The organism is Ramlibacter sp. (genome assembly GCF_028291745.1).
Taxonomy (GTDB): Bacteria; Pseudomonadota; Gammaproteobacteria; order Burkholderiales; family Burkholderiaceae_C; genus Ramlibacter.
Genome location: NZ_JAQGNQ010000046.1, coordinates 64,230 through 87,167 on the forward strand (window position 1 = coordinate 64,230; position 22,938 = coordinate 87,167).

The window sequence follows — 22,938 nt, forward strand, 5'->3', positions numbered from 1 at the left end:
CCTGCCGATTTGTGCGGCGCGTATAACCTGCGGTTAAGGTCGCCGAGCGGCGCGGGCGGTGCCGGCACTCACGCGGCCAGAGCCAGCGCTGTCGGCTCCTCGTTGGCCGCCATGCCGAACCCCTGCTGCTGCACCAGCTCGGTCAGTTGCGCCACGAAGGCCTGCGTGAGTTGCGACATCGGCTCGAAGCGCATATGCACCAGGCTGGCCTGCAGGATCGGTGCATGGGCGATCGGACGCACCACGATGTGGCTGCTGCCGGACCAGCTGCGCACGGAGAACTCGTCGACGAGCGCCACGCCGGCGCCCAACTGCACCAGCGGGCAGGCGTTCTGCGGCGAGCCCACCTCCATCGCGGCCGACAAGGGCTCGCCTGCTTCCTGGTACATGCGCGCCACCATGCCGCCCAGGGGCGTACCTTTTTCGTACGAGATCAGCGGGTAGGGCCGCAGGTCGGCCAGCGTGAGCGTGGCGCGGCGCGCCAGCTCGTGGTTGTACGGCAGGATGCACACCAGCCGGTTGCGGCACAGGGGCGTCATCTCCAGGTTGGGATGCTCCATCGGCAGGATGATGATGCCCAGGTCGGCCTGGCGGTGCAGCAGGCGCTCCTTCAGGTGCGAGTAATTGAGGCACTGGAAGGTGAGCTTCACGTCCGGGTGCCGCTTCTTGAACAGGGCCAGCGTCTCGGGGATCAGCATCTGGCCCACGCTGGGACTCGACACCACGTTGAGGATCCCGGAGCGGTTCTTCGCGAGGTCGTTGGCGAGGTCGTTGACCCGCTGCACCGCGTTGTAGACCGACTCCACCTCGTGGAACAGCTTCTTCGCTTCCGGCGTGGCGTACAGCCGCCCCTTGATGCGCTCGAACAGGGAAAAGCCCACCCGTTGCTCGGTGTGCGACAGCAGCCGGCTGACGGCAGGCTGCGAGACGAACAGCAATTGCGAGGCGCCACTGATGGAGCCGGTGGTCATCACGGCCCGGAAGATCTCGATCTGGCGCAGGTTCAATGTCATGCGTTCTCCTTGCAGGGCTGCACCGCTTAACAAGAAGTTAAGGGCTGCGAACGAATGAGCAAGGAGCATGCCGCCGGTTCGCGCATAGAGTCCAACGCCATGACGCGCTCCATCTACGTGATCAACCCGAACAGCACGCGCGCGGTCACCGCGGGCATTGCCGCAGCCATGGCGCCGCTGCGCAGTGCGGACGGCCCGGACATCGAGTGCCTGACGCTGGAGTCCGGGCCGCCCGGCATCCAGACCCAATACGACGTCGAATCCGTCACCCTGCCGCTCGTGCAGCTTGCGCGCTCGCTGCACCGTCCGGCGGCCGTGGTGATCGCGTGCTTCAGCGACCCGGGCCTGCACGCGGTGCGCGAGGCGCTGCCCGGCACGCCGGTGCTGGGCATCAGCGAGTGCGGGCTGCTCACCGCGCTGACGCTGGGGCAGCGTTTCGGCGTGATCGCGATCCTGGACGGCTCGATTCCGCGCCACCTGCGCAGTTACGGGGCGATGGGGCTGCTGGACCGGTTCGCCGGCGAGCTGGCGATCGGCCTGGGCGTGACGGAACTCGGCGACCGCGAAGCCACCCTGGCGCGCATGATCGCCACCGGGCGGCGCCTGCGCGACGAGAAGGGCGCGGACGTGATCGTGATGGGCTGCGCGGGCATGGCCGCCTACCGCGACGCGCTGCAGGACGCACTGGCGCTCCCGGTGGTCGAACCGAGCCAGGCGGCCGTCGCCATGGCCATCGGCCGGGTGCGGCTGGACTGGCATGGAGCGCGGCATGACTGAGTCCGCCAACCCGCGGCTGATCGAGCAGCTGCGCGCAGTCGTCGGCCCTGCGGGCCTGGTCACGCAGCCGCAGGCCCAGGCCGCCTACACGCGTGACTGGCTGGGAAAGTGGCAGGGCCAGGTGCCGGTGGTGGTGCGGCCTGCCAATACCGCCGAAACCGCGGCCGTGGTGCGCGTCTGCCGCGCCGAGCACACGCCGATCGTCACGCAGGGCGGCAACACCGGCATGAGCGGCGGCGCCACGCCCGATGGCAGCGGCGCGCAGGTGATCGTCGCGACCACGCGCATGAACCGCATCCGCGCCGTCGACTCCGTGAACAACACGCTGACGGTCGATGCCGGGGTCGTCCTGGCGCACGCGCAGCAAGCCGCCCGCGAGGCCGGCCGCTTCTTTCCCCTGAGCCTCGGCGCCGAGGGCAGTTGCACCGTGGGCGGCAACCTGGCCACCAACGCCGGCGGCATCGGGGTGCTGCGCTACGGGAACATGCGCGACCTGGTGCTGGGCCTGGAGGTGGTGCTGCCGGACGGCCGCATCTGGAACGGCCTGCGCGGCCTGCGCAAGGACAACACCGGCTACGACCTGCGCGGCCTGTTCGTCGGCTCCGAAGGCACGCTGGGCATCATCACCGGCGCGGTGCTCAAGCTGTTCGCCCGGCCGACGGCGCGCGCGACCGCCTGGGTCGGCGCGAACGATCTCGGGGCCCTGGTGAACCTGCTTGCCGGCCTGCGCGCGCGCTGCGGCGAGCGCCTGGTCGCCTTCGAGATGATGTCGGCCGCGGCGCTCGCCCTGGTGCTCGCGCATGTGGCCGACACGCGTGCGCCGGTGGCAGGCGCCAGCGCCTTCCACGCACTGATCGAATTCGCGGACACCGAGTCGCAGGGCCTGCAGCAGATGCTCGAGGACGCGCTGGTGCAGGCCACGGAAGACGGCCTGGTCGGGGAGGGCGCGGTGGTCGCCGCCAGTCAGGCCCACGCGGCCTCTTTCTGGAAGCTGCGCGAAGGTATCTCCCAGGCACAGGTGCGCGCCGGCCCCGTGGTCAAGCACGACATCGCGCTGCCGATCTCCGCGTTGCCGGCGTTCGTGCGGCAGGCCGATAGCGCGGTGCACGCCGCGACCGCCGCGGCCGGCGTGGCCGCGCAGGTGATCAACTTCGGCCACGTCGGCGACGGCAACCTGCACTACAACGTCTTGCTGCCGGCGGGCCTGGCGCCGACGGCCGTCAAGGAGAACACGCTGCGGCTGAACCGCGTGGTGCACGACCTGGTGGCGCACTACGAGGGCAGCATCAGCGCCGAACACGGCGTGGGCCAGTTGCGGCGCGACGAGCTGCGTCGCTACAAGTCGCCGGTGGAGATGGACCTGATGCTGGCGATCAAGCGGGCCCTGGACCCGAACCTGATCATGAACCCCGGCAAGCTGCTGTGAAGGCGTGGCCGTGAAGATCGATATCGACGCGCTGTCGCCGGCCGGTTCGAAATGGCCGTGGCGGCTGCGCCGCCCTTAACGCCTCGTTAAGGCCGCCGCACAAATCGGCATGCGACAAGCCCGTGCCCGCGCACCATCATCCGGCGATCGCATCCCCTCAGGAGTCCCCATGAAGAAGTCCCTCGCATTGGCGACCACTCTGCTGCTGTGCTTCGGCGCGAGCGCGCAGGAGAAAATTCGCTTCCAGACCGACTGGGTCGCGTCGGGCGAGCACGCCGCCTACTACGGCGCCTGGGTCAAGGGCATCTGGGCCCAGGAAGGACTGGACATCACCATCACCCGGGGCTACGGCAGCGGCGACACCGCGGCCAAGGTGGCCGCGGGCGCGGCGGACTTCGGCGTCTCCGACATCGGCGCGGTGCTCACCGCGCGTGCGCGCGCCAAGCTGCCGGTGAAGACCATCGCGGCGGTCTACACCTACTCTCCGCACTCCATGTTCGTGCTCAAGAGCTCCGGCATCACCAGCTTCAAGCAGCTGGAAGGCAAGCGCGTGGGCACCACGCCGGGGAACAGCCACCAGGTGTACTTCCCGCAGGTCGCCGCCCGCACCGGCACCAACGCCGCCAAGGTCACCTGGGTGAACATGGACGGCGGGGCCCTGGGCCCGCAGCTGTTCGCGAAGAACATCGATGCCGCACCGTTCTATTCGATGCACCGCTACTACCAGAACAAGGCGGCGCAGAAGGCCGGCGAGGAGATCGTCGTGCTGCCCTTCGTGCAGAGTGGCTTCGCCATCTACGCGGCGTCCCTCATCGCGTCCGACCAGACGCTGCAGCAGCGACCCGAGACGGTGAAGAAGTTCCTGCGCGCCGCCCGGAGGTCGTTCGAATGGGCGCGCGACAACCAGGTGGAAGCGTGCAAGCTGCACGTCCAGAAGGTGCCGGAGGTGGACCTCGACGACTGCCTCAACAGCCTGAAGGCCACGCTCGAATTCGTCTTCAACGACGACCAGCGCAAGAGCGGCTTCGGCCAGGTGACGCCGGAGCGGCTGAAGGCAACCTGGGCGGCGGTCGCCGCCTCGCAGGACCTCGACCCGAAGTGGGACCCGGCCCAGGCCGTCGACACCCGCTTCCTGCCGGCCAAATGAGCACGGCCGGCGCCACGGTGCGCGTGGACCACGTGTCGCGCCACTTCGACTCCTCCGACGGCGAGCGGATGATCGCGCTGGACTCGGTCTCCCTCGACATTAGGGCCAACGAGTTCGTCGCGCTGGTGGGGCCCTCGGGCTGCGGCAAGTCGACGCTCCTGCGCATCGTCGCCGGCCTGATCAAGCCGAGCGCGGGCCAGGTCACGGTCGGCGGTCAACTGCTGAAGGAGCCCCGCGAGCGCACGGGGATCGTGTTCCAGGCGGCGACCCTGCTGCCGTGGGCCAACGTGCTGGAGAACGTGTTCTTCCCGCTGCGGGTCGCCGGCAAGGCGGTCACCCCGGAGATCGAAGCCGCGGCCCACGAGCTGCTGAACGTGGCGGGGCTGCAGGGTTTCGAGAAGCGTTCGCCGCGCGAACTCTCCGGGGGCATGCAGCAGCGGGTGGCCATCTGCCGCGCGCTGCTGAATGACCCGGACCTGCTGCTCATGGACGAACCGTTCGGCGCCCTCGACGCGCTCACGCGCGAGGAGATGACCCTGGAGCTGCTGCGCATCTGGGCGGTGCGCCCCAAGACCGTGGTGTTCGTCACCCACTCGATTTCGGAGGCGGTGCTGCTGGCCGACCGGGTGGTCGTCATGTCCTCGCGGCCCGGGCGCATTGCCGACGTGATCGACATCGACCTGCCGCGGCCGCGCGCCTTTGCGATGACCGGGCTGCCGGCCTTCACCGCGGCCTCGGAGCGCATCCGCGCGCAGATCCTGCGCCGCAAGGGAGAGTCCATTCATGGCTGAAGCGAAACGGCGTCCGGCGGCGCTGGCGCGTGAAGTGGCGGTGCCGGCTGGTGCGATCCTGCTGCTGCTGATCGCATGGGAGGTGCTCGTGCGCGCGCTCGGGATCCGCGAGTTCCTGCTGCCGGCCCCGAGCAGCATCGCCGTCGAATGCTGGAAGGTCGCCGGCAACCTGGCCGGCCACGGCCTGGCGACGCTGCGCACCGTGCTGCTGGGATTTCTCCTCTCGGTGGCGCTCAGCCTGCCGGTGGCGCTGGCGATCAGCTCCTCGCGCACGATCGGCGATGCGATCTACCCGCTGCTGGTGCTGACGCAATCGGTGCCCAAGGTGGCCCTGGCGCCGCTGCTGGTGGTGATGCTCGGCGCCAACGAGTGGCCGCGACTGGTCGTCACCTTCCTGGTCGCCTTCTTCCCGCTGGTGATCTCGATCTCCACCGGCCTGCTGGCGGTGCCGGCCGAACTGCTGGAGCTGGGGCGGGCCTGCAAGGCGAACTGGCGGCAGGAACTGCTGCGCATCCGCTTGCCCTACGCGGTGCCCTTCATCTTCAGCGGCTTCAAGGTGGCGATCACGCTGTGCGTGGTCGGCGCCGTGGTCGCCGAATTCGTCAACGCCGACCAGGGCCTGGGCTACCTGATCGTCACCTCCACCGCCTTCTTCAAGGTGCCGCTCGCCTTCGGCGCGGTGATCCTGCTGTCCTTGATGGGCATCGTGCTGTTCCAGGCCATCGTGGTGCTGGAGCGATGGCTGTTTCCCTGGAGCGCGGCAGGTGTCGCGCGCGAAGTTCACTGAGTCGCAAAACCATGCCGAAATCGAACACTGCGCCCGAATGGTCCGTCATCCGCGGCGGCCGCCTGGTGGAGCCGAAGCAGCCGCGGCCGCGCGCCGCCGACCTCCTGCTCAAGGGCGACACCATCCACGAAATCGGCGCTCCGGGCATGACCGTGCCCGCCGGCGCGCACGTCATCGAGGCCGCTGGGATGCTGCTGCATCCCGGCCTGGTCAACGCCCACACGCACGGCCACGGCAACCTGGCGCGCGGCATGGGCGATCGCTGGACGCTGGAACTGCTGCTCACCGCCGGACCGTGGATCAGCGGCAATCGCAGCGCGGACGACAAGCGCCTCACGACGTTGATCGGCGCCGCCGAAATGCTGCTGAAAGGCTGCACCGCGTGCTACGACCTGACCTTCGAGTTTCCCTGTCCCACGGTGGACGGCCTGCAGGCGGCCGCCGAAGCCTACACGCAGGCGGGCATGCGCGCGGTGCTGGCGCCGATGGTGGCCGACCTGAGCTTCTTCGAGGCGATCCCCGGACTGATGGAGGCGCTGCCGCCGGCATTGCAGCACGAGGTGGGGCGCATGCGGATGGCCCCGGGCGACGTGACCCTGCAGGCGATGCGCGACGCGGTGCGCGGCTGGCAGTGCGATCGTGACCAGGTGCGGCTGGCGATCGCGCCGACCATTCCGCACCACTGTACCGACGCGTTCATGACCGGCTGCCGCGACCTCGCGCGCGAGCACGGGCTGGCGCTGCACTCGCACGTGTCCGAGTCCAAGGTCCAGGCGATCGCAGGCATGCGCAAGTACGGCACGACGCTCGTGGCCCACCTGGACAAGCTGGGCCTGATCGGACCCGACTTCACCGTGGCGCACGGCGTCTGGCTGGACGACGACGACATGCGGCGGCTGGGCGACAAGGGCGCCTCGGTCGCCCACAACCCGGGCAGCAACATGCGCCTGGGCAGCGGCCTGGCGCGCATGCGCCGCATGCTGGAATGCGGCGTCAATGTCGGCATCGGCACGGACGGCTCGAACTGCTCCGACAACCAGAACATGTACGAGGCGATGCGCCTCGCCTCCATGGTGTCCAAGGTGCAGGGCCCGGACTGGCAGAACTGGATTACCACCGACGAAGTGCTGCACGCGGCCACGGTCGGCAGCGCCCAGGCACTGGGCTTCCGCGACGGCCTGGGGCGCATCGCGCCCGGGTACAAGGCCGATGTGGTGTTCCTCGAAACCCGTCACATCAACCTGATCCCCTTGAACAACATCACGAACTCGCTGGTGCACGTCGAGGACGGCGGCGCGGTGCACTCGGTGATGGTCGGTGGCCGGATGGTGGTGCAGGACCGCAAGCTGCTGTACGTGGATCTCGATCGGCTCGCGCGTGAGGCGCAAGCCGCAGTCGAGCGCCTCGAGCGCCTCAACCACGGCAACCGCGAGCTGTATGCGCGACTCGAGCCGGTGGTAGGCAGCTTCTGCCCCGGCCTGGCCGCGGAACCGTTCCACGTGCATCGGTACGGAGGCTGCCAGCACTGCCAGTGAAGGCACTTGCGCGCGACAGAGACGCTAAACGCCTCTCCCGGCAGCTCCTTGAGCCTTCCGGGTTAAGAGGTTCTACGTATCGGTATTAAGTGCACGCGCCTAGTCAAGTACCACTTGTCACGGTTCTTCGACCGAAGGTCCGGGCGAGGGCGAAATCTGCTACTTGGCCACATACGCTCGCGCACTTCCACAAAAACAAACAACAACTCGGATGCGCCCCAGGAACCGTGGCTTCACGCTCATTGAATTGATGGTCGCATGCGCGATCGTCGCCACTCTTGCGGCGGTGGCGTACCCGTCTTACCTGTCGCACATCCGGACATCGGCGCGCGCATCAGCGAAGGCGCAGATGATGGACATCGCCAACCGGGAGCAGCAGTTTCTCCTGGCCAACCGCAGCTACGCGGCCAAGCCGGACCTGGAGGCGAGCGGCTACGCCTTGCCGGCCGACGTCAGCGCCCGCTACACCTACGAGATTGCAGTCGTCAGCTCGCCGCCTGCATTTACCGTCACGTTCACGCCATACGCGGGGCAGGCGAGCGATGGCCCGCTCACCATAGCCAGCGACGGCACCAAGACCCCGGCGGACAAATGGTAGTGCGCGCACCTGTCCGCCGCAGTGTCCGTGGTGCAACCCTGGTCGAGGTGCTGATCACCCTGGTGATCATTGCGTTCGGACTGCTGGGCATGGCCGGTCTGCACGTGCGAATGCAGATCTCCGAGATGGAAGCCTACCAGCGCAGCCAGGCCTTGATGCTGCTCAATGAGATGGCGACTCGCATCGCCACCAATCGCGCAAACGCGGCTGCCTACGTGAGCGGCGCCAGTTCGGCTCTGGGCTCGGGGGCGGACTGCACGAGCTTGAGCGGAACGTCGCGCGCGCAACGTGACCTGGCGGACTGGTGCACCGAGCTGCAGGGCGCCGGCGAAACGACCGTCGTCGGCGGCGCCACCATGCGGCAGGGCGTCATGATCGGCGCCCGCGGCTGCGTCCAGCTTTCATCCGACGGCGACTATCTCGTCACAGTGGTCTGGCAGGGGTTCACGCCAATCGCGGCTCCCCCGGCGTCCCTCACCTGCGGCGCGAATCAGTACGACAACGGAAGCACCTGCGCCCACGACCTGTGCCGCCGCACCGCGACGACGGTGGTGCGAATCGCGACGCTCACATGAGCGAGAGACGCGCCCAACCAAGCCGCCGCCTTCACCCCCAGCGCGGCTTCACCTTGGTCGAGCTCATGGTCGCGGTGACGCTGTCCCTGCTGATCGTGCTCGCGTTGCTCACGCTCTTGATCAACGTGAACCGCAACCAGGCTGAACTTGCGCGAACCAACTCCGTCATCGAGAACGGGCGAATGGCGCAACAGCTTGTTGCGGCCGACCTCGGCCATGCCGGCTTCTGGGGCGGGTATGTGCCAACCTTCGACGACCTGAGCATCGCCGGCGACGCCGGGACGGCAAACAGTGCGACCACCGTCGCATTTCCCACCGCGCTGCCCGATCCGTGCGCTGCCGTCTCGACGTGGAACACTGACTACAAGGCGGGGCTGATCGGGATCCCGCTGCAGGTGTACGAAGTCTCCGCGACCGGGGACTCGCCCGTATGTTCCGGAATCATCACGCCCGCGGTGGCACAACCGAACAGCGATGTCCTGGTGGTGCGCCATGCGGCCCCGTGCGTGGCCAGCGCCAGCGCCGGCGATCCCGAGTGCCTGAACACGGCGGGGAACATGTTCTTCCAGCTCTCGCGCTGCCCCAATGACGCGGCGACCTGGATCCTGAGCGCCACGGCGGCGGATTTGGCCCTCAAGGACGCGACCTGCACCGCCGCGGCACCCCTGTACCGGTTCACCTCGACGATCTACTGGGTGCGCAACTACTTCATCACGCCCGGCGACTCGGTTCCCACACTGGTGCGCACGCGCTTCCAGCTTGCCGGCGGCAGCCTCGGCCATCAGCAGACCGAGACGCTGGTGGACGGTGTGCAAGCCCTGCGGCTTCAGCTGGCAGTCGACAACGTGAGCAAGCCCGCCACCGCGGGCGGCACTGGCACGGCGCTGAACACGGCTTCGTTCCAGCGGGATGTGGGGTGGTCCAGCACGAGCGACCGCTACACGCCGACCAACCGTGGCGACGGCAACGCCGATACCTACCTGACTTGCGCAGACGCCGCCGCCCCGTGCAGCGATCCCGCGCAGGGACCGTTCAATCTGGCCAACACAGTGGCGGTCACGGTCGGCATTCTCGCGCGAGCGGGCAGCCCCACGCCCGGCTACGTGGATGCCAAGACCTACAGCCTGGCAGGCAGCACTGTCGCCCCCTTCAACGACCATTTCAAGCGTCACGTCTACACCGACGCTATCCGGCTGAACAACGTCTCGATGCGCCGCGAGGTGCCCCCGCCATGAAGTCCGTTTCCCCACAACGGCTGCAGCGCGGCGCGGTGATGATAGTTGCCCTGATCATGCTGATGATCATTTCAGTGGTCGTGGTCAGCGCCTACGTGCTCAGTACGTCCGACGTGCGTTCGGTGACGAACCTGCAGTTCCGGCAAGAGGCCATCGCCGCGGCCAACCGGTCCCTGGAGCAGGTGGTCAGCGGCTCCTTCCTCACTGCCCTGAACACCACGGTGAGCTCGAGCGTGGACATCAACAAGGACGGTACGCCGGACTACTCGGTCACCGTTGCCATCCCTCAGTGCCCGCTGCGCGTTGCACGCGTTTCGCAGGACGCTCCCAGCGGCTACGAGACCGGCAGTGGCGGCACCAGCGCCGGTACCTACATCGTCGACTGGGAGCTCACCGCCACCGTGGCCGACGTGGCTACCGGCGCGTCCGTGGTCATCCACCACGGCGTACGCCTGCCGATGCAGGAATCCGATTACCAGACGTACGTGGTGCCCTGCGGGCTCTCGTTGTTCGCGTCCTAGCCCTCCAGAAAAAGAATCATGGCCCTTCATCGACTCCTGAAGTTCCTGCCGATCCTGCTCGCGTCGGCGCTGCTCCAGCGCCCGGCGCTGGCAGAGGACACCGACCTGTTCGCCTCGCCCAACTCCGTGGCCGCGGCGAACATCCTCGTGGTGTTCGACAACGCCGCAAGCTTCGACGCCTCGGCTTCGCAGGCGTGCAGCATCGACGCGAACGGCACCGTAGCGGTTGACGGCACCGGCACCAGTCCGACTGCGCTGAGCGGCACTGCAGGCGGCGTGGAGCAATGCGCGCTGTATTCGGCACTCAGCAGCCTGCCGGCCAACAACACGGCGACTTTCGACATCGGCTTCATGATGTTCAACGCCACGGGGCTGAACCGCTACGACCCCACGAACAACACGTTCTCCGCCTGTCCAAGCAGCGGCCTCGGCGGATGCGCCGTGGTGAACATGGTTGGCTTTACCCCCGCGGTCAAAGCCAACCTCCTGAACTGGATCCGCAGCTGGCAGCGCAGCGGCAACAGCAACTACAACATCAAGGTCAACGGACTCGCCAGCGGCGCGATCATGCAGGAGGCCTGGGCTTTCTACAAAGGGGCCACCGGCATCTCCGGCAATGCCTATACGGCGCCCTCCGTCGGCTGCGGCAAGAACTACGTCATCTACATCGGTGACGCCTTCCGCAACAACACCAGTCCCTCCGACCAGACCAATGCCAAGGGGCCCAAGCAGTACCTGGTCAGCGGCTCCAACAGCGCGAGCGGGAAGTACGCGAACCCGCAGCCGACGGCGCAGCAACTGAGTTCGTACAACGATACGGTCAGCGCCAAGTACGGGCTGGGCTCCAGCCAGATCGTCTGCACCTCGGGCAGCAGTTCGAGCTACACCTTCCCGGGAGATGCGGAGACGCAGGGCTCCTGGGGCCTGAACTGGTCCCTGTACATGTTTGCAATGACTGGCATCAAGACCACGAGCATCGGATTGCTCGGATCGTCGTGTCTGCCCAGCTACTCCGCCTGGCTGCAGCGGCTCGCACAGCTGGGCGGCGGGGACTTCTACGCGACCAGCGACTACACCAGCCTCGTGAAGGCGTTCCAGGCTGCAGTCGGCAACATCATCTCCGTCAACAGCGTGTTCGCATCGGTTTCGCTGCCGGTGAGCGTGAACACGCAGGGCTCGTACCTGAACCAGATCTTCGTGGGCATGTTCCGCCCCGACGCGCAGTTCCTGCCGCGGTGGTACGGCAACCTCAAGCAATATCAGCTCGGTTACGACAGCAGCGGCGCCCTGCAGACCCAGGACGCCGACGCTCAAGCCGCGATCAACAGCAACACAGGCTTTGTCACGTCCTGCGCACGCAGCTACTGGACTCCTGCGACGACGACGAACCAGCAGTACTGGGGGAGCGCCCCCAGCGGCGGCTGCCTCACTGTCCCCACTTCGGCGTCCTCGGATTACCCGGATGGCAACATCGTGGAAAAGGGCGCCCAGGCGTTCACGCTCCGCCAGCAGGCACCCGCAGCGCGCGTCGTCAAGACTTGCGGCAGCACGCTGGCGACGTGCACGAGCTGGAGCAACTACAGTTCGAGCAGCGCCCCGGCTGCTGCGCTTTTCGGTCCCGGCCTGGCGAGCAGCGACGCGGCTACGCTGGTGGACTGGTCTCGTGGCCTGAACACCCAGAACGAGTTGCTCAAGGGGACGAGTGTCATGCGCCCGTCGGTGCACGGGGACGTGATGCACTCGCGGCCGGTCGCGGTCAACTACGGCACGGACGCTGCGCCGCAGGTGGTGGTGTATTACGGCGCGAACGACGGCCTGCTGCATGCCGTCAACGGCAACCAGGCCACTTCCTTCACGTCCGCCGGCACCAGCTATGCGGCGGGCGCTGAGCTCTGGTCTTTCATGCCGCCCGAGTTCTACGGGTCGATCAAGCGCATCTACGACGACACCACGCCGGTGTACTTCCGGGGCACCAGCGCCACCTCGGCGCTGCCGAAGCCCTACGGAGTGGACGGCCCCGTCGTGGCGTTCAAGGGCACGTTGAACGGCGCGGCCAAGACCTATCTCTATGCCGTCATGCGACGCGGCGGCCGGGCGATCTACGCCTTCGATGTCACCACGCCCGGCGCTCCCGCGTTCCTGTGGAAAAAGGGCTGCTCCAGCGCCGACCTCACCAGCACGGATTGCGGCACCAGTGGCAGCAGCACCGATTACAGCGGCATCGGCCAGACCTGGGGTGCGCCCAAGGTGATGTTCGCGGCGGGCTACAACTCCGGGGCCACTCCGCTGCTGCTGACGGGTGGGGGCTATGACAGCTGCGAGGACACCGACACGGGCTCCGGAGGCGCCAACAACAGCTGCACGGGAAGCCCCAAGGGCAGTCGCGTGTATGTGATCGACGCAACGGATGGCCACATCGTGACGCAGTTCCCGACGGCGGCCCCGTACACCGGCGGCGTCCCGCGTGGCGTCATTGCCGAAGCCACGGTGGTGGCTCCCGATGGCATGGCGAAATACGGATACATCGCCGACCTGGGTGGCGTCGTGTACCGCCTGGACTTCACGGCAAGCAGCGTCGGTGCCTGGACCATGACGCCGGTCGCGAAGCTTGGATGCGACACGCTGGCGCCTTGCACCGCCAACCGCAAGTTCATGTTCCAGCCCAGCGTGGTTAGCACCGATGGCACCACGTTCGACCTGCTGATCGGTTCTGGCGACCGCGAAAAACCAACGGTCCAATATGGCGCCTCCAACGGCGTCAACAACTACTTCTTCATGCTGCAGGACCAGCCGGGGAACAGCGGCTGGCTGAAGGACCAGTGCGGCAGCGGCAACAACTTCCTGTGCCTGAGCTCGCTCCAGCAGATCACGGGCAGCACGCCTTCGAACGCTTCCATCGGCACCAAGAAAGGTTGGGAACTGGCACTCGCGCCGACCGAGCAGGTGGTGACATCCGCGATCACGCAGTTTGGCATCACGACCTTCAGCACGCACCAGCCGGCTGTGAGCGCGAACACCTGCAGCAACAACCTGGGCAAGAGCCTGGTCTACAACGTCAGCTACAAGAACGCAGACCCGGTGAGCGACACCCGCTTCGCCGAGATCTCGGGTGACGGCCTGCCGCCTTCACCCGTCGCCGGCACGGTGATCATCGATGGCAAGGCGGTGCCATTCTGCGTCGGGTGCTCCGCCGTCTCGCCTCTGGAAGGCCGTAAAGCCAGCCAGGTGGCCAGCATCGCGCGCGCCAAGAACCGGCTTTTCTGGTACCTGGAGAAGAAGTGATGCGCAGCTTGCGCCAGCGCTCATGCGCGGGCTTCACTCTGATCGAGCTGCTGGTGTGCGTAGCGCTGCTCGCGTTGCTCCTGAGCCTGGCAGTGCCATCCTTCGGGTCCGCGATGCTGACGAACCGGCTTGCGTCGTACACCAATGAGTTCATCGGAACCGCGCAATTCGCACGTAGCGAGGCCATCAAGCGCAACGCCCAGGTGACGGTTTGCGCCTCCACCGACGGCGCTACCTGTGCGAGCAGCGCGACATGGGCACAGGGCTGGATCGTGATGTGTCCGGCCTCCACCTCGAATGCGAACATGTGTGCGGCGAGCGGAACGTCCAACCTTGTGCTGCAAAGGCGGCCAGCGCTGGCGAGCGACTATCACTTCACCACCGATACCGGCAGCTACAGCCTGGTGTTTCCAGCTAGTGGAGTGGGGGTCAACCAGCTGACGATGACTTTGTGCCGCTTCAGTCCGCAGCCCGGGAACCAGGAGCGCCGGGTGACCGTGACCGGCACCGGCCGCACAGCCGTCGTGACCGCGCACACGGGCGCTTGCGCCTGAGGGTGGCGCGAACGTCGCAGCCGCTCATACCAGCGCTGCTACGGGAGGTCGGACTCGAACTCGCGCGTTCCCGCGGCAGGGTATCGTCTCGATAGTCTCTGTCCTTTCCGCGTTCGTCGGCGCCACCGGCCAGGAGCAGCCCCTTACCCTACTGGCGCTACTTCCGGAGGATGCTTTCCATCTTCTTTCCCTTTGCGAGCTCGTCGATCAACTTGTCCAGGTGCCGTATCTTTTGCATCAGCGGATCGTCGATGACTCGGGCGCGCCCTCGTGCGGGAGCAGTCTATAGCTGGTGGGGATAGCTGGCGGCTTCCTGGTCGACTCCGGTCGAACGTGGCCGCAACGTGAATTCCTTCTGAAGACGCACAGGCCAGTTCACCGGCTACTCGGTCGAAGCGGCTGAAGACCGCAAGGCTTGCTCGACGACTTCTGCCGTCAACGTAGGCACGAAGGTCTCGATGAAGCGCAAGGCGTAGCCACGCAGCCACGCCCCCCGCCGCAGCGCGACGCGCGTGAGGTTCACCTCGAACAGGTGGCGCGCGTCGATGACCTGCAGGTGCCGGTCGCGTTCGCTGTCGACCGCGATCGACGCGACGATGCCCACGCCCATGCCCAGTTCCACGTACGTCTTGATCACGTCGGCGTCCATCGCCGTAAGCACGATCTCGGGCGCAAGACCCGCGCCCGCGAACGCGGCATCGATGTGCGCCCGCCCGGTGTAGCCCTGCACGTAGGTGATGATGGGATACGCGGCCAGCGCGGCGAGGCCTACCGGTTGCGCGGCGAGCAGGGGATGCCCCGGCGGCACCACGATGCTGTGCGTCCAGCGATACCCGGGCAAGGTCACCAGCCCGTCGTAGTCCGCCAGGGCCTCGGTGGCGACGCCGATGTCGGCCTCCCCGCGCAGCAGCATCTCGGCCACCTGCCCCGGCGTGCCTTGGTGCATGTGCAGCGTCACCCGCGGGAAGACCGCGCGAAAGTCGCGCACCGCTGGCGGCAGGGCGTACCGGGCCTGCGAATGGGTGGCGGCGATGCGCAGGCCGCCGTTGTCGCTCGCGCTGAAGTCCTGCCCCGCCCGGCGCAGGTTCTCTGCCTCCAGCAGCAGGCGGTCGACGATGGGCAGCAGCGCCTGCCCCGGCGGCGTCAGGCCGGTGAGGCGCTTGCCGGCCCGGGCGAAGATCTCCACGCCGAGTTCCTCCTCCAGTTCGCGGATCTGCCGGCTCACTCCCGGCTGCGAGGTGTAAAGCGTGTTGGCAACCTCGGTGAGATTGAAATTGCGCCGCACGGTTTCGCGCACGGAGCGCAGTTGCTGGAAATTCATGGCTGCAGGTGTCCTTCAGTGGGGCGGATTCTGGTGCGCGATCAGCTCCGGCCCAACGAACCTCTGGTCCTGTGCATATGGGCATGAGCTCACGCCCTTGCCTCTGCAGCCGCTGCCGCGCCACCGACGCCTCCTGCCGCAGTGCCGCCCGCAAAGGTCCGGCGCAGGCGTCCGGGTCGGCGGGCGAGCGGCCGGTTCATGCGGCGGCCACCAGGGTGTGGGCCTCCTCACTGTGCGCGAAAGCCTGCCCCAGATCGGCGATGAGGTCGCCGGGGTCTTCCAGTCCCACGTGCAGCCGCACGACCGGCTGACTGCCCTGCCAGCAACCGTGCTCGCGCAGTCGCTCCGGCGCCGCAAGGTGGGCCAGGCTCTCGTAGCCGCCCCAGGAGGCGCCGATCGCGAAGTGCTGGAGCGTGTCGACGAAGCGCCGTGCCCGGGTGGCATCGGCATCGCGGAAGGCAAAGGACACCAGGCCGCTGGCGCCGGTGAAGTCGCGCTTCCACAGGGCGTGGCCGGGATCGTCGGGCAGCGCCGGGTAGAACACGCGCTCCACGGCGGGATGGGCCTGCAGCCATTGCGCGACCTGCAATGCATGGCGCTGGTGCTGCGTGAGCCGCACGGGCAACGTGCGCAGGCCGCGCAGGGCGAGATAGGCGTCGTCGGCGCCCACCGTCAGGCCCAGCGCCTCGTGGGCGGAGGCGATGCGGCGCGCCAGCGCGGGGCTGTCCACCACCACGATGCCCTGCATCACGTCGGAGTGGCCGGCGATGTACTTGGTGGCGGCCTGGATCGATATGTTGGCGCCCAGCTTCAGGGGCTGGTGGAACCAGCCGCCGCTCCAGGTGTTGTCGGTCGCCACCGGCACGCCGTGGGCGCGCGCCACCGCGGCCAGCGCCGGCAGGTCCAGCACCTCGAACAACAGCGAGCTGGGCGACTCCAGGTAAACCAGGCGCGTGTTGGGCCGGATGCGCGCGGCGAGATCAGCGCGCGCCGGCGAGAAGAATTCCAGGGTGATGCCCAGGCGCTTGAGCAGCGTCTGTTCCACCCGGCGAACCGGCGCGTACACGCCGTCGGCGACCAGCGCGTGCTCGCCCTGCGAGAGCAGTCCCAGCAGCACCAGCGTGATCGCCGACAGGCCGGAGGGGGCGAGGAAGGCGCGGTGGCCGCCTTCCAGTTGCGTCACCGCATCTTCCAGCGCCCTGTGCGTGTCCAGGCCGTGGCGGCCGTAGCTGGCGATGCGCTCGCCGTCGGCGCGGCGGTGGTGGTGGTCCTCCAGCGCGGCCACGCTCTCGAAGCGCACGGTACTGGTCCGCACCACGGGCACGTTGACGGGGCCGCTGCCGGCCCGCAGCGGCGGGGCGCCCGCGTGCAGCAGGCGAGTCGATGCGCCGGTCACTGGGAAACCTCCGTGCTACGGACTGCGGCAAGATCCATTTGGGGCGGCCGGTCGGGGTTCATGCCGCTTCCTTGCTGGGCGTCATCTGGGTCGCGTTGTAGTTCAGCACCTTGCCGGTGGCGAGGTCCACGCCGATGCGGCGCGAGAGCGTCTCCAGCGGGCGGCCGTAGAGGTGGAAGTGCAGCGTGGGCTGCGTGCCGATGACGTGGATGCTGTGCAGGTCGTCGGGCAGGAAGGCGATCGGCGTGCCGGGCTGCACCGTCACCTCGCGCTCGACTTCAAGCTGCGCGTGGTCGGGGCGGCTGCCGTCGTCCGTGCGGCGGTAGACGCGGTTCTCCTCCTGGCCCTCGATCGCCACGATCACCGCCCACGTATCGTGGTTGTGCGGCAGCGTGCTCTTGCCGGGGTTGATGGAGTTCAGGTAAAGGGCCAGGCCGGCATCGCCTTCCTGCGGATTGAGCCGGTAGCGCGTGGAGGCGCCCACGCCGTCGCTCGCATCGGGCGGCGGGAAGTCGCTGCGCGGGAACAGTTCGCTGCGCCCGGCCAGTGTGGTCAATTCGTCCGCGATGCGCGCCAGCGCGGCGCGGTCGGGCGTACCGGCGGCCAGCGGGCGGATGCGCGCGAGAGCGGCGGAGACCGCGGCGCGGCGGTCCTGGGCAAGAGTGTCGTGGCTCATGGTTTTTTCCTGTGGAAGGGGATCAGGCGGCGAGGGCGGATCGGCCCCCGCCGAGCGTGCGTTGCAGGAAGCTGCGCGTGCGTTCGTGCCGCGGGTCGCCGAACAGCTGCGCCGGCGGCCCGTGTTCGACCACGCGGCCCGCCTCGGTGAAGTACACGTGGTCACTGACCTCCTGGGCGAAGCGCATCTCGTGCGTCACCAGCACGCAGGTCATGCCTTCGCGCACCAGCTCGCGGATCACCGTGAGCACCTCGCCGACGGTCTCCGGGTCGAGCGCGGAGGTGACCTCGTCGAAGAGGATCAGCTCGGGCCGCAGGGCCAGGGCTCGGGCGATCGCCACGCGCTGCTGCTGCCCGCCGGAGAGTTCGCCGGGCCAGGCGTCGGCCTTGTGCGAGAGCTTGACTTTGGCGAGCAGTTCGCGCGCCAGCGCCTCGCTCTCGGCGCGGGGGCGGCCGGCCACGCGCACCGGCGCAATCGTCAGGTTCTCCAGGACGGTCAGGTGCGGGAACAGGTTGTACTGCTGGAACACGAAGCCCACGCGCTTGCGCAACGCGATGAACTCGGGTTCGGTCTTCAGCGTCATGACGTCGGTGCCGGCCACCTGCACCTCGCCACGCTGCGGGCGTACCAGCCCCGTGAGGCAGCGCAGCAGGCTGGACTTGCCGGAGCCCGAAGGGCCGATGATGCTGACCGCGCGGCCGCGGTGCACCTGCAGGTCGATGCCGCGCAGCACCTCGGTGGCACCGAAGGCGAGGTGCAGGTCGCGCACCTGCACCAGCGGCGGTTCGGCCGCGGTACGCGGCACGGATTTCAGGAAGGCTTCAGTGGCGTTCATGGCGGCGTTCCAGCGCGCGGGTGGCGCGGGCGATGGGATAGCAGTAGGCGAAGAACACGGCCAGCAGAGCGCCGTAGACGAGGATGGTGAAGTCGGTGCGCGCCACCGTGTTACTGGCGACCTGGGCCGCATCCACCACGTCGTGCGTGCCGACCAGCGAGGCCAGCGAGGTGCTCATGGTGATGCTCGCGTAGAGGTTCATCCAGGGCGGCAGCATGCGGCGCAGGCACTGCGGCAGCACGATCAGCCGGAAGATCTGCGCCCGCGTGAAGGCCAGCGACTGCGCGGCCTCCCATTGCGCGCTGGGGATGGACTGGATGGCGCCACGGAAGATCTCCGCCACCTGCGCGCTGGCCGGCAGCGCCAGTCCCAGCACCACCTTGAGCCAGTCGGGAAAGGGCAGGGCCGTTCCGGCGACGCGGATCTCGAACGGGAAGACGTAGGTGGTGAAGTAGATCAGCACCAGCACGGGCGCATTGCGGAACACCTGCACGGACGACCTGACTACGGCGCGCACCGCGGCGGCCGGTGACAGCGACAGCGCGCCGAGCACCAGGCCCGCCACGGTGCCGAGCGCCATCGCCAGCAGGCTGATGCCGATGTTGGCTGCCATGCCGCGCGCGAGTTCCGGCGACCAGGTCCACAGGTACACGAAGGCCGCAGGCGTGGTGCCCGTGGCGACCCAGAAGGCGACGACGGCCGCCGCGGCGAGTGCAAGTGCCTGCCACGGCGAGAGCCGGTGCAGCAGCGTGCCCGCGGGTCGGCCGGACGCCGAAGAGCTCAGGGCGACGTCACTGGCCATAACCGGGCATCCTCCAATGCGCTTCCAGCCTGCGGCCCGCGACACTCACCAGCCAGGTGAGCAGGCCGAACCACAACAGGATCAGCAGCAGCAGTTCCAGCACGTTGTCGCGCTGGGTCCAGATCATGATGGACTCGTAGGTGACGTCGCCCACCGCGATGGCCGAAGCGACCGCGGTCATCTTCACCAGGTCCACCAGGTTGTTCACCAGCGAGGGCAGGGCGAAACGCAGCGCGAGCGGCAGCTCCACCCGCGCCAGCAACTGGCGCCGCGAGAAGCCGAGTGACCGCGCCGCCTCGAGCGTCGTGCGCGGGACGGCTTCGATGCCGGCCCGCAGGGCCTCGGCGTGGAACACGCCCTTGTGCAGCGAGACCACGATCACCACCCACAGGAATGGCGTGAGCGGATTGGTGGCGCCATGCAGCTGGAACTGCTGCGTGACCAGCATGTTCAGCACCAGGAAGGCGCAATACAGCTGCACCAGCGTCGGCGTGTTGCGCGTCAGCTCCACGAAGGCGCGTGCCGGCCCCGCCAGCCACGCCCGCCCCGAGGTGAGAAGCGCCGCGAGCGCCACGCCCGCCGCCAGGCTGCAGGGGACGGTGGCCAGGCACAGTTCCAGCGTCACACCGAGGCCGCGTACGAAGGCATCGCGTTCGGAGGCATGCAGCACGAAACCGTAGTTGAGGCCGACATGGCGCAGCGCTTCCACCCCTGCCGGCAGCCACTCGTTCATGCGCCCGCCGCCAGCGCGGATTTGGCGCTGGCCGGTGCCTGCAAGGCGGCCACCGCCGCCGCGATGCGGCGCAAGGCCTCGGCCAGCGCAGCGTCGCCGGCGGCCGTGGACAGGCGGAAATAGGGTGAGAGCCCGAAGCCGGCGCCGGCCACCACCGCCACGCCCGCCTCCAGCAGCCAGTCGACGAGGTCGTCGTCCGAGGCGATGGTTCGCCCGTCCGGCCGCTCGCGTCCCAGCAGCGCGCCGCAGTGCACGTAGGCGAAGAAGGAGCCCGCGAGCGGCAGCACCGACAAGCCGTCGATGGCGTTGATGCCGCGCACGACGAAGTCCGCGCGCCTCGCATACGCCGCGCGGGCCTGCGCCACGAAGGACTGGTCGGGGTCGTCCAGCGCCGCGGTCACCGCCGCCTGGGCGATGGCGTTGGGGGCCGAGGACACCTGCGACTGGATCACCGTCATCGCATCCACCAGCGCCTTGGGGCCGGCGCCCCAGCCGATGCGCCAGCCGGTCATGGCATAGGTCTTGGAAGCGCCGTTCACCAGCAGGGTGCGCTCGCGCAGGTCGGGCGCGACGTGCAGCCAGTGCACCGGCGCCTGCGGCGTGAACCAGATGTGCTCGTAGAGCTCGTCCAGCAGCACGGCCACCTGCGGGTGCGCCCGCAGCACCTCGGCGAGCCCGCGCAGCTCGCCTTCCGTGTACACGGCGCCCGTCGGGTTGGAGGGCGTGTTGAGCACCAGCCAGCGCGTGCGCGGCGTGATCGCCGCCTGCAGGGCCGAGGCGGTCAGCTTGAAGCCGCTGCGCTCGTCGCAACGGACGATGGCGGGATGGCCGCCGTTGACCCGCACGATGTCCGGAAAGGACGGCCAGTAGGGCGCCGGCAGGATCACCTCGTCGCCGGGGTCCAGCGTGGCGGCGAAGGCGGAGAAGATCACCTGCTTGCCGCCGTTGGACGCCAGGATCTCCGCCGGCGCGAAGGCGAGCCCGTTTTCGCGCGCGTACTTGGCCGCGATGGCGCGGCGCAGGGTGGCCGTGCCGGCCGTGGCGGTGTACTTGGTCTCGCCGCGCCGCAGGGCGGCGATGGCGGCCTGCTTGATGGGTTCCGGCGTGTCGAACTCGGGCTCGCCGGCGTTGAGGGCGATGATGTCGCGGCCCTGCGCCGCCAGCGCCGCGGCGCGCTGGCCCGCGGCCGCATTCGCTGACAGGCTCACGCTGCGCACGCGCGTGGAGAGGCCAAGCGCGGTGGTGATGGGGGCGCGGCTCATGGCTTCGCCTGCGTGTAGACGGCGAAGTCGAACGGCGCGCGGTCGAAGCGGCCTTGCTGCGCGCGCTGGTTGCGCGTGGCGATCCAGGCATCGGGCACGCCGTTGCGGCGCGCGGCGGCCAGCAGGAAGCCCGAGCGGTGCCAGTCCTGGATCGCGCGATCGACGAAGGCCTGCGTGTCGGCCTCGCCGCGGCGAACCCACGCGACGGTGGGTGAGGGGATCAGCTGCTCCTCGCTGGCCAGCGTGTAGTCCTTCCACTCGGCGGCGGAGGGGCCGTGCAGGGTGTAGTGCAGCGCCGGCTGCACGTGCACGGACGCGGCGCAGCTGCCGCCCTTCAGCGCCAGCAGCGATTCCGGGATGCCTTTGAAGCCCTTGACGATGGCGCCGTACTGCTGCGCCAGCGGCCGGGCGAAGTTGCTGCCCTGCGAGACGCAGGCCACCTTGCCGCGCAGGTCCTCCCAGCGGCGGATGCCGCTCGCCTTGGCGACGACGGCCGCCCCGCCCACCAGGTCGTACGGCGTGGGCGCGAAGCCCAGGATCTCGCTGCGCTCCTGCGTCCACTGGATGTTCGCCAGCAGCAGGTCCACCTTGCCGGCCTGCAGGAACTGCACGCGGGTGGAGGCGGTGACCGGGACGGTCTCCAGCTGCACGCCGAGGCGGCGCGCGAGGTCGGCCGCCAGCTCGGTCTGGTAGCCCACGGTCTTGCCGCTGGCCTGGTCCAGCGCGCCGAAGGGCGGGCTGGGGCCGTCGATGCCGACGGCGAGGATGCCGCGCTGGCGCACCTTGTCCAGCGTCGCGTCGGCATGGGCGGCGCTGGCGGCCGCCAGCGCGATGATGGAAACGGTCCGGGTGAGGGCTCGCATGTTCGCTCTCCTCACGACGCGTTGCTGCGAAAGCGTGCCTGCAGCTGCGGCAGCAGCGCTTGCGGCGGCGTGATGCCCAGGCGCTTCTCGGTGGCGATCAGCCACCCCGTGCGGTGCCAGTCCTGCACGACGCGGTCGACGGCCGCGATGGTGTCGGCTTCGCCCTTGCGCGTCCACACCACCGATGGCGCAGGCAGGATCTCGCCGGCGATGGGTGCGTGGTAGCCACCCCATTCCGCGGCGTTGTTCCGCAGCAGCGGATGGATCAACGTGGTGTCGTGCACCGCGGCCACGCAGGCGCCGCCACGCAGCGCCAGCAGCGATTCGGCCGAGGTCTTGAAGCCCCGCACTTGCGCACCGTATTGCTCCTGCAGCGGCTTGGTGAAGCTGCTGCCCTGCGAGGCGCAGACCACCTTGCCGCGCAGGTCTTCCCACTTGGTGATGCCGCTGGTCTTGAGCACGGCGGCCGTGCCGCCCACGCGGTAGAAGGGCGTGGGCGCATGGCCCAGGATCTCGCCGCGGTCGGTGTTGTATTCCATCGAGGCGATCAGCAGGTCCACCTTGCCGGACTGCAGGAATTGCACCCGGTTGGAGGGCTGCACCGGCACCAGTTCGACCTCGGCGCCGAGGCGCCTGGCCAGGTCGCGGGCCAGCTCCGGGTTCCAGCCCACCAGCTGCTGCGTGGCGGGATCGATGGAGCCGAACGGTCCGCCTCCCACGACTACGCCGATGGCGACCTTGTGCTGCTGGCGGATCTTGTCGAGGGTGGCGTCGGCATGCGCCATGCCGGCGCTCGCGCACAGTGCGGC

Annotated in this window: 23 protein-coding genes; 12 read left to right on the top strand and 11 right to left on the bottom strand. The window is 68.6% G+C overall.

Going from position 1 to position 22,938, the window contains the following annotated elements; all coding sequences use genetic code 11:
- Window positions 1–68 precede the first annotated feature (68 nt).
- On the bottom strand, window positions 69–1,013 hold the full coding sequence (locus tag JWP60_RS07200) for a LysR family transcriptional regulator (RefSeq protein ID WP_299788429.1): 945 nt from the start codon (window positions 1,011–1,013) through the stop codon (window positions 69–71).
- A gap of 99 nt (window positions 1,014–1,112) precedes the next feature.
- Between JWP60_RS07200 and JWP60_RS07205 the strand changes: the two genes are divergently transcribed.
- The 12 genes from JWP60_RS07205 to JWP60_RS07260 all read left to right on the top strand — a co-directional run bounded on the left by JWP60_RS07205 (window position 1,113) and on the right by JWP60_RS07260 (window position 14,241).
- Window positions 1,113–1,790 (top strand): aspartate/glutamate racemase family protein, encoded by a 678-nt coding sequence (locus JWP60_RS07205; protein ID WP_299788432.1) that lies wholly within the window; start codon window positions 1,113–1,115, stop codon window positions 1,788–1,790.
- Window positions 1,783–3,216: an FAD-binding oxidoreductase gene (locus tag JWP60_RS07210; RefSeq protein ID WP_299788435.1), complete on the top strand. Its 1,434-nt coding sequence runs from the start codon at window positions 1,783–1,785 to the stop codon at window positions 3,214–3,216. Before JWP60_RS07205 ends, JWP60_RS07210 begins: the two co-directional genes overlap by 8 nt.
- A gap of 169 nt (window positions 3,217–3,385) precedes the next feature.
- A complete protein-coding gene (locus JWP60_RS07215) occupies window positions 3,386–4,363 on the top strand; it encodes an ABC transporter substrate-binding protein (RefSeq protein ID WP_299788438.1) in 978 nt (325 codons plus the stop codon).
- On the top strand, window positions 4,360–5,154 hold the full coding sequence (locus JWP60_RS07220; RefSeq protein WP_299788441.1) for an ABC transporter ATP-binding protein: 795 nt from the start codon (window positions 4,360–4,362) through the stop codon (window positions 5,152–5,154). Before JWP60_RS07215 ends, JWP60_RS07220 begins: the two co-directional genes overlap by 4 nt.
- Complete coding sequence (locus JWP60_RS07225; RefSeq protein ID WP_299788444.1) at window positions 5,147–5,941, top strand: ABC transporter permease; 795 nt, start codon at window positions 5,147–5,149, stop codon at window positions 5,939–5,941. Before JWP60_RS07220 ends, JWP60_RS07225 begins: the two co-directional genes overlap by 8 nt.
- A gap of 11 nt (window positions 5,942–5,952) precedes the next feature.
- Window positions 5,953–7,476, top strand: coding sequence for an amidohydrolase family protein (locus JWP60_RS07230; protein WP_299788447.1), 1,524 nt, complete (start codon window positions 5,953–5,955; stop codon window positions 7,474–7,476).
- A gap of 211 nt (window positions 7,477–7,687) precedes the next feature.
- Entirely contained in the window at window positions 7,688–8,074 is a 387-nt protein-coding gene (locus JWP60_RS07235; RefSeq protein WP_299788451.1) for a type IV pilin protein, read from the top strand.
- A complete protein-coding gene (locus tag JWP60_RS07240) occupies window positions 8,068–8,649 on the top strand; it encodes a prepilin-type N-terminal cleavage/methylation domain-containing protein (protein WP_299788454.1) in 582 nt (193 codons plus the stop codon). Before JWP60_RS07235 ends, JWP60_RS07240 begins: the two co-directional genes overlap by 7 nt.
- Complete coding sequence (locus tag JWP60_RS07245) at window positions 8,646–9,884, top strand: PilW family protein (RefSeq protein WP_299788457.1); 1,239 nt, start codon at window positions 8,646–8,648, stop codon at window positions 9,882–9,884. Before JWP60_RS07240 ends, JWP60_RS07245 begins: the two co-directional genes overlap by 4 nt.
- Window positions 9,881–10,405 carry a pilus assembly PilX N-terminal domain-containing protein gene (locus tag JWP60_RS07250; protein WP_299788460.1) on the top strand — a complete coding sequence of 175 codons (525 nt, stop codon included), beginning with the start codon at window positions 9,881–9,883 and terminating at the stop codon, window positions 10,403–10,405. Before JWP60_RS07245 ends, JWP60_RS07250 begins: the two co-directional genes overlap by 4 nt.
- An 18-nt stretch (window positions 10,406–10,423) precedes the next feature.
- Window positions 10,424–13,687 (top strand): PilC/PilY family type IV pilus protein, encoded by a 3,264-nt coding sequence (locus tag JWP60_RS07255; protein ID WP_299788463.1) that lies wholly within the window; start codon window positions 10,424–10,426, stop codon window positions 13,685–13,687.
- Complete coding sequence (locus tag JWP60_RS07260; RefSeq protein ID WP_299788466.1) at window positions 13,687–14,241, top strand: GspH/FimT family pseudopilin; 555 nt, start codon at window positions 13,687–13,689, stop codon at window positions 14,239–14,241. Before JWP60_RS07255 ends, JWP60_RS07260 begins: the two co-directional genes overlap by 1 nt.
- Window positions 14,242–14,398: 157 nt before the next feature.
- On the opposite strand, the gene JWP60_RS07265 is transcribed toward JWP60_RS07260, so the two are convergent.
- From JWP60_RS07265 to JWP60_RS07310, 10 genes are all read right to left on the bottom strand, one after another.
- Entirely contained in the window at window positions 14,399–14,494 is a 96-nt protein-coding gene (locus JWP60_RS07265; RefSeq protein ID WP_363320832.1) for a DUF2200 family protein, read from the bottom strand.
- Window positions 14,495–14,623: 129 nt separating this feature from the next.
- A complete protein-coding gene (locus tag JWP60_RS07270) occupies window positions 14,624–15,562 on the bottom strand; it encodes a CysB family HTH-type transcriptional regulator (protein WP_299788469.1) in 939 nt (312 codons plus the stop codon).
- Between the two features lie 196 nt (window positions 15,563–15,758).
- Window positions 15,759–16,958: a cystathionine beta-lyase gene (metC, locus tag JWP60_RS07275; RefSeq protein ID WP_299788472.1), complete on the bottom strand. Its 1,200-nt coding sequence runs from the start codon at window positions 16,956–16,958 to the stop codon at window positions 15,759–15,761.
- Between the two features lie 58 nt (window positions 16,959–17,016).
- Window positions 17,017–17,634, bottom strand: a complete 618-nt coding sequence (locus tag JWP60_RS07280) for a cysteine dioxygenase family protein (RefSeq protein ID WP_299788475.1) — start codon at window positions 17,632–17,634, stop codon at window positions 17,017–17,019.
- A gap of 22 nt (window positions 17,635–17,656) precedes the next feature.
- Entirely contained in the window at window positions 17,657–18,469 is an 813-nt protein-coding gene (locus tag JWP60_RS07285; RefSeq protein WP_299788478.1) for an amino acid ABC transporter ATP-binding protein, read from the bottom strand.
- Entirely contained in the window at window positions 18,456–19,271 is an 816-nt protein-coding gene (locus JWP60_RS07290) for an amino acid ABC transporter permease (RefSeq protein WP_299788481.1), read from the bottom strand. Before JWP60_RS07290 ends, JWP60_RS07285 begins: the two co-directional genes overlap by 14 nt.
- Window positions 19,261–20,004 carry an amino acid ABC transporter permease gene (locus JWP60_RS07295; RefSeq protein ID WP_299788484.1) on the bottom strand — a complete coding sequence of 248 codons (744 nt, stop codon included), beginning with the start codon at window positions 20,002–20,004 and terminating at the stop codon, window positions 19,261–19,263. Before JWP60_RS07295 ends, JWP60_RS07290 begins: the two co-directional genes overlap by 11 nt.
- Window positions 20,001–21,251 carry an aminotransferase class I/II-fold pyridoxal phosphate-dependent enzyme gene (locus JWP60_RS07300; RefSeq protein ID WP_299788524.1) on the bottom strand — a complete coding sequence of 417 codons (1,251 nt, stop codon included), beginning with the start codon at window positions 21,249–21,251 and terminating at the stop codon, window positions 20,001–20,003. The genes JWP60_RS07295 and JWP60_RS07300 overlap by 4 nt, the downstream gene beginning before the upstream one ends.
- An 11-nt stretch (window positions 21,252–21,262) precedes the next feature.
- Entirely contained in the window at window positions 21,263–22,129 is an 867-nt protein-coding gene (locus JWP60_RS07305) for a transporter substrate-binding domain-containing protein (protein ID WP_299788487.1), read from the bottom strand.
- 11 nt (window positions 22,130–22,140) lie between these two features.
- The gene (locus JWP60_RS07310) at window positions 22,141–22,914 is read right to left on the bottom strand and encodes a transporter substrate-binding domain-containing protein (protein ID WP_299788527.1); all 774 of its coding nucleotides are present in this window, start codon (window positions 22,912–22,914) and stop codon (window positions 22,141–22,143) included.
- Window positions 22,915–22,938 lie beyond the last annotated feature (24 nt).

Excerpts from the sequence above, each read along its gene's own strand:
- JWP60_RS07200 (WP_299788429.1), bottom strand. The coding sequence starts at position 1,013 with ATGACATTGAACCTGCGCCAGATCGAGATCTTCCGGGCCGTGATGACC.
- JWP60_RS07205 (WP_299788432.1), top strand. The coding sequence starts at position 1,113 with ATGACGCGCTCCATCTACGTGATCAACCCGAACAGCACGCGCGCGGTC.
- JWP60_RS07210 (WP_299788435.1), top strand. The coding sequence starts at position 1,783 with ATGACTGAGTCCGCCAACCCGCGGCTGATCGAGCAGCTGCGCGCAGTC.
- JWP60_RS07215 (WP_299788438.1), top strand. The coding sequence starts at position 3,386 with ATGAAGAAGTCCCTCGCATTGGCGACCACTCTGCTGCTGTGCTTCGGC.
- JWP60_RS07220 (WP_299788441.1), top strand. The coding sequence starts at position 4,360 with ATGAGCACGGCCGGCGCCACGGTGCGCGTGGACCACGTGTCGCGCCAC.
- JWP60_RS07225 (WP_299788444.1), top strand. The coding sequence starts at position 5,147 with ATGGCTGAAGCGAAACGGCGTCCGGCGGCGCTGGCGCGTGAAGTGGCG.
- JWP60_RS07230 (WP_299788447.1), top strand. The coding sequence starts at position 5,953 with ATGCCGAAATCGAACACTGCGCCCGAATGGTCCGTCATCCGCGGCGGC.
- JWP60_RS07235 (WP_299788451.1), top strand. The coding sequence starts at position 7,688 with ATGCGCCCCAGGAACCGTGGCTTCACGCTCATTGAATTGATGGTCGCA.
- JWP60_RS07240 (WP_299788454.1), top strand. The coding sequence starts at position 8,068 with ATGGTAGTGCGCGCACCTGTCCGCCGCAGTGTCCGTGGTGCAACCCTG.
- JWP60_RS07245 (WP_299788457.1), top strand. The coding sequence starts at position 8,646 with ATGAGCGAGAGACGCGCCCAACCAAGCCGCCGCCTTCACCCCCAGCGC.
- JWP60_RS07250 (WP_299788460.1), top strand. The coding sequence starts at position 9,881 with ATGAAGTCCGTTTCCCCACAACGGCTGCAGCGCGGCGCGGTGATGATA.
- JWP60_RS07255 (WP_299788463.1), top strand. The coding sequence starts at position 10,424 with ATGGCCCTTCATCGACTCCTGAAGTTCCTGCCGATCCTGCTCGCGTCG.
- JWP60_RS07260 (WP_299788466.1), top strand. The coding sequence starts at position 13,687 with ATGCGCAGCTTGCGCCAGCGCTCATGCGCGGGCTTCACTCTGATCGAG.
- JWP60_RS07270 (WP_299788469.1), bottom strand. The coding sequence starts at position 15,562 with ATGAATTTCCAGCAACTGCGCTCCGTGCGCGAAACCGTGCGGCGCAAT.
- JWP60_RS07280 (WP_299788475.1), bottom strand. The coding sequence starts at position 17,634 with ATGAGCCACGACACTCTTGCCCAGGACCGCCGCGCCGCGGTCTCCGCC.
- JWP60_RS07285 (WP_299788478.1), bottom strand. The coding sequence starts at position 18,469 with ATGAACGCCACTGAAGCCTTCCTGAAATCCGTGCCGCGTACCGCGGCC.
- JWP60_RS07290 (WP_299788481.1), bottom strand. The coding sequence starts at position 19,271 with ATGGCCAGTGACGTCGCCCTGAGCTCTTCGGCGTCCGGCCGACCCGCG.
- JWP60_RS07295 (WP_299788484.1), bottom strand. The coding sequence starts at position 20,004 with ATGAACGAGTGGCTGCCGGCAGGGGTGGAAGCGCTGCGCCATGTCGGC.
- JWP60_RS07305 (WP_299788487.1), bottom strand. The coding sequence starts at position 22,129 with ATGCGAGCCCTCACCCGGACCGTTTCCATCATCGCGCTGGCGGCCGCC.
- JWP60_RS07310 (WP_299788527.1), bottom strand. The coding sequence starts at position 22,914 with ATGGCGCATGCCGACGCCACCCTCGACAAGATCCGCCAGCAGCACAAG.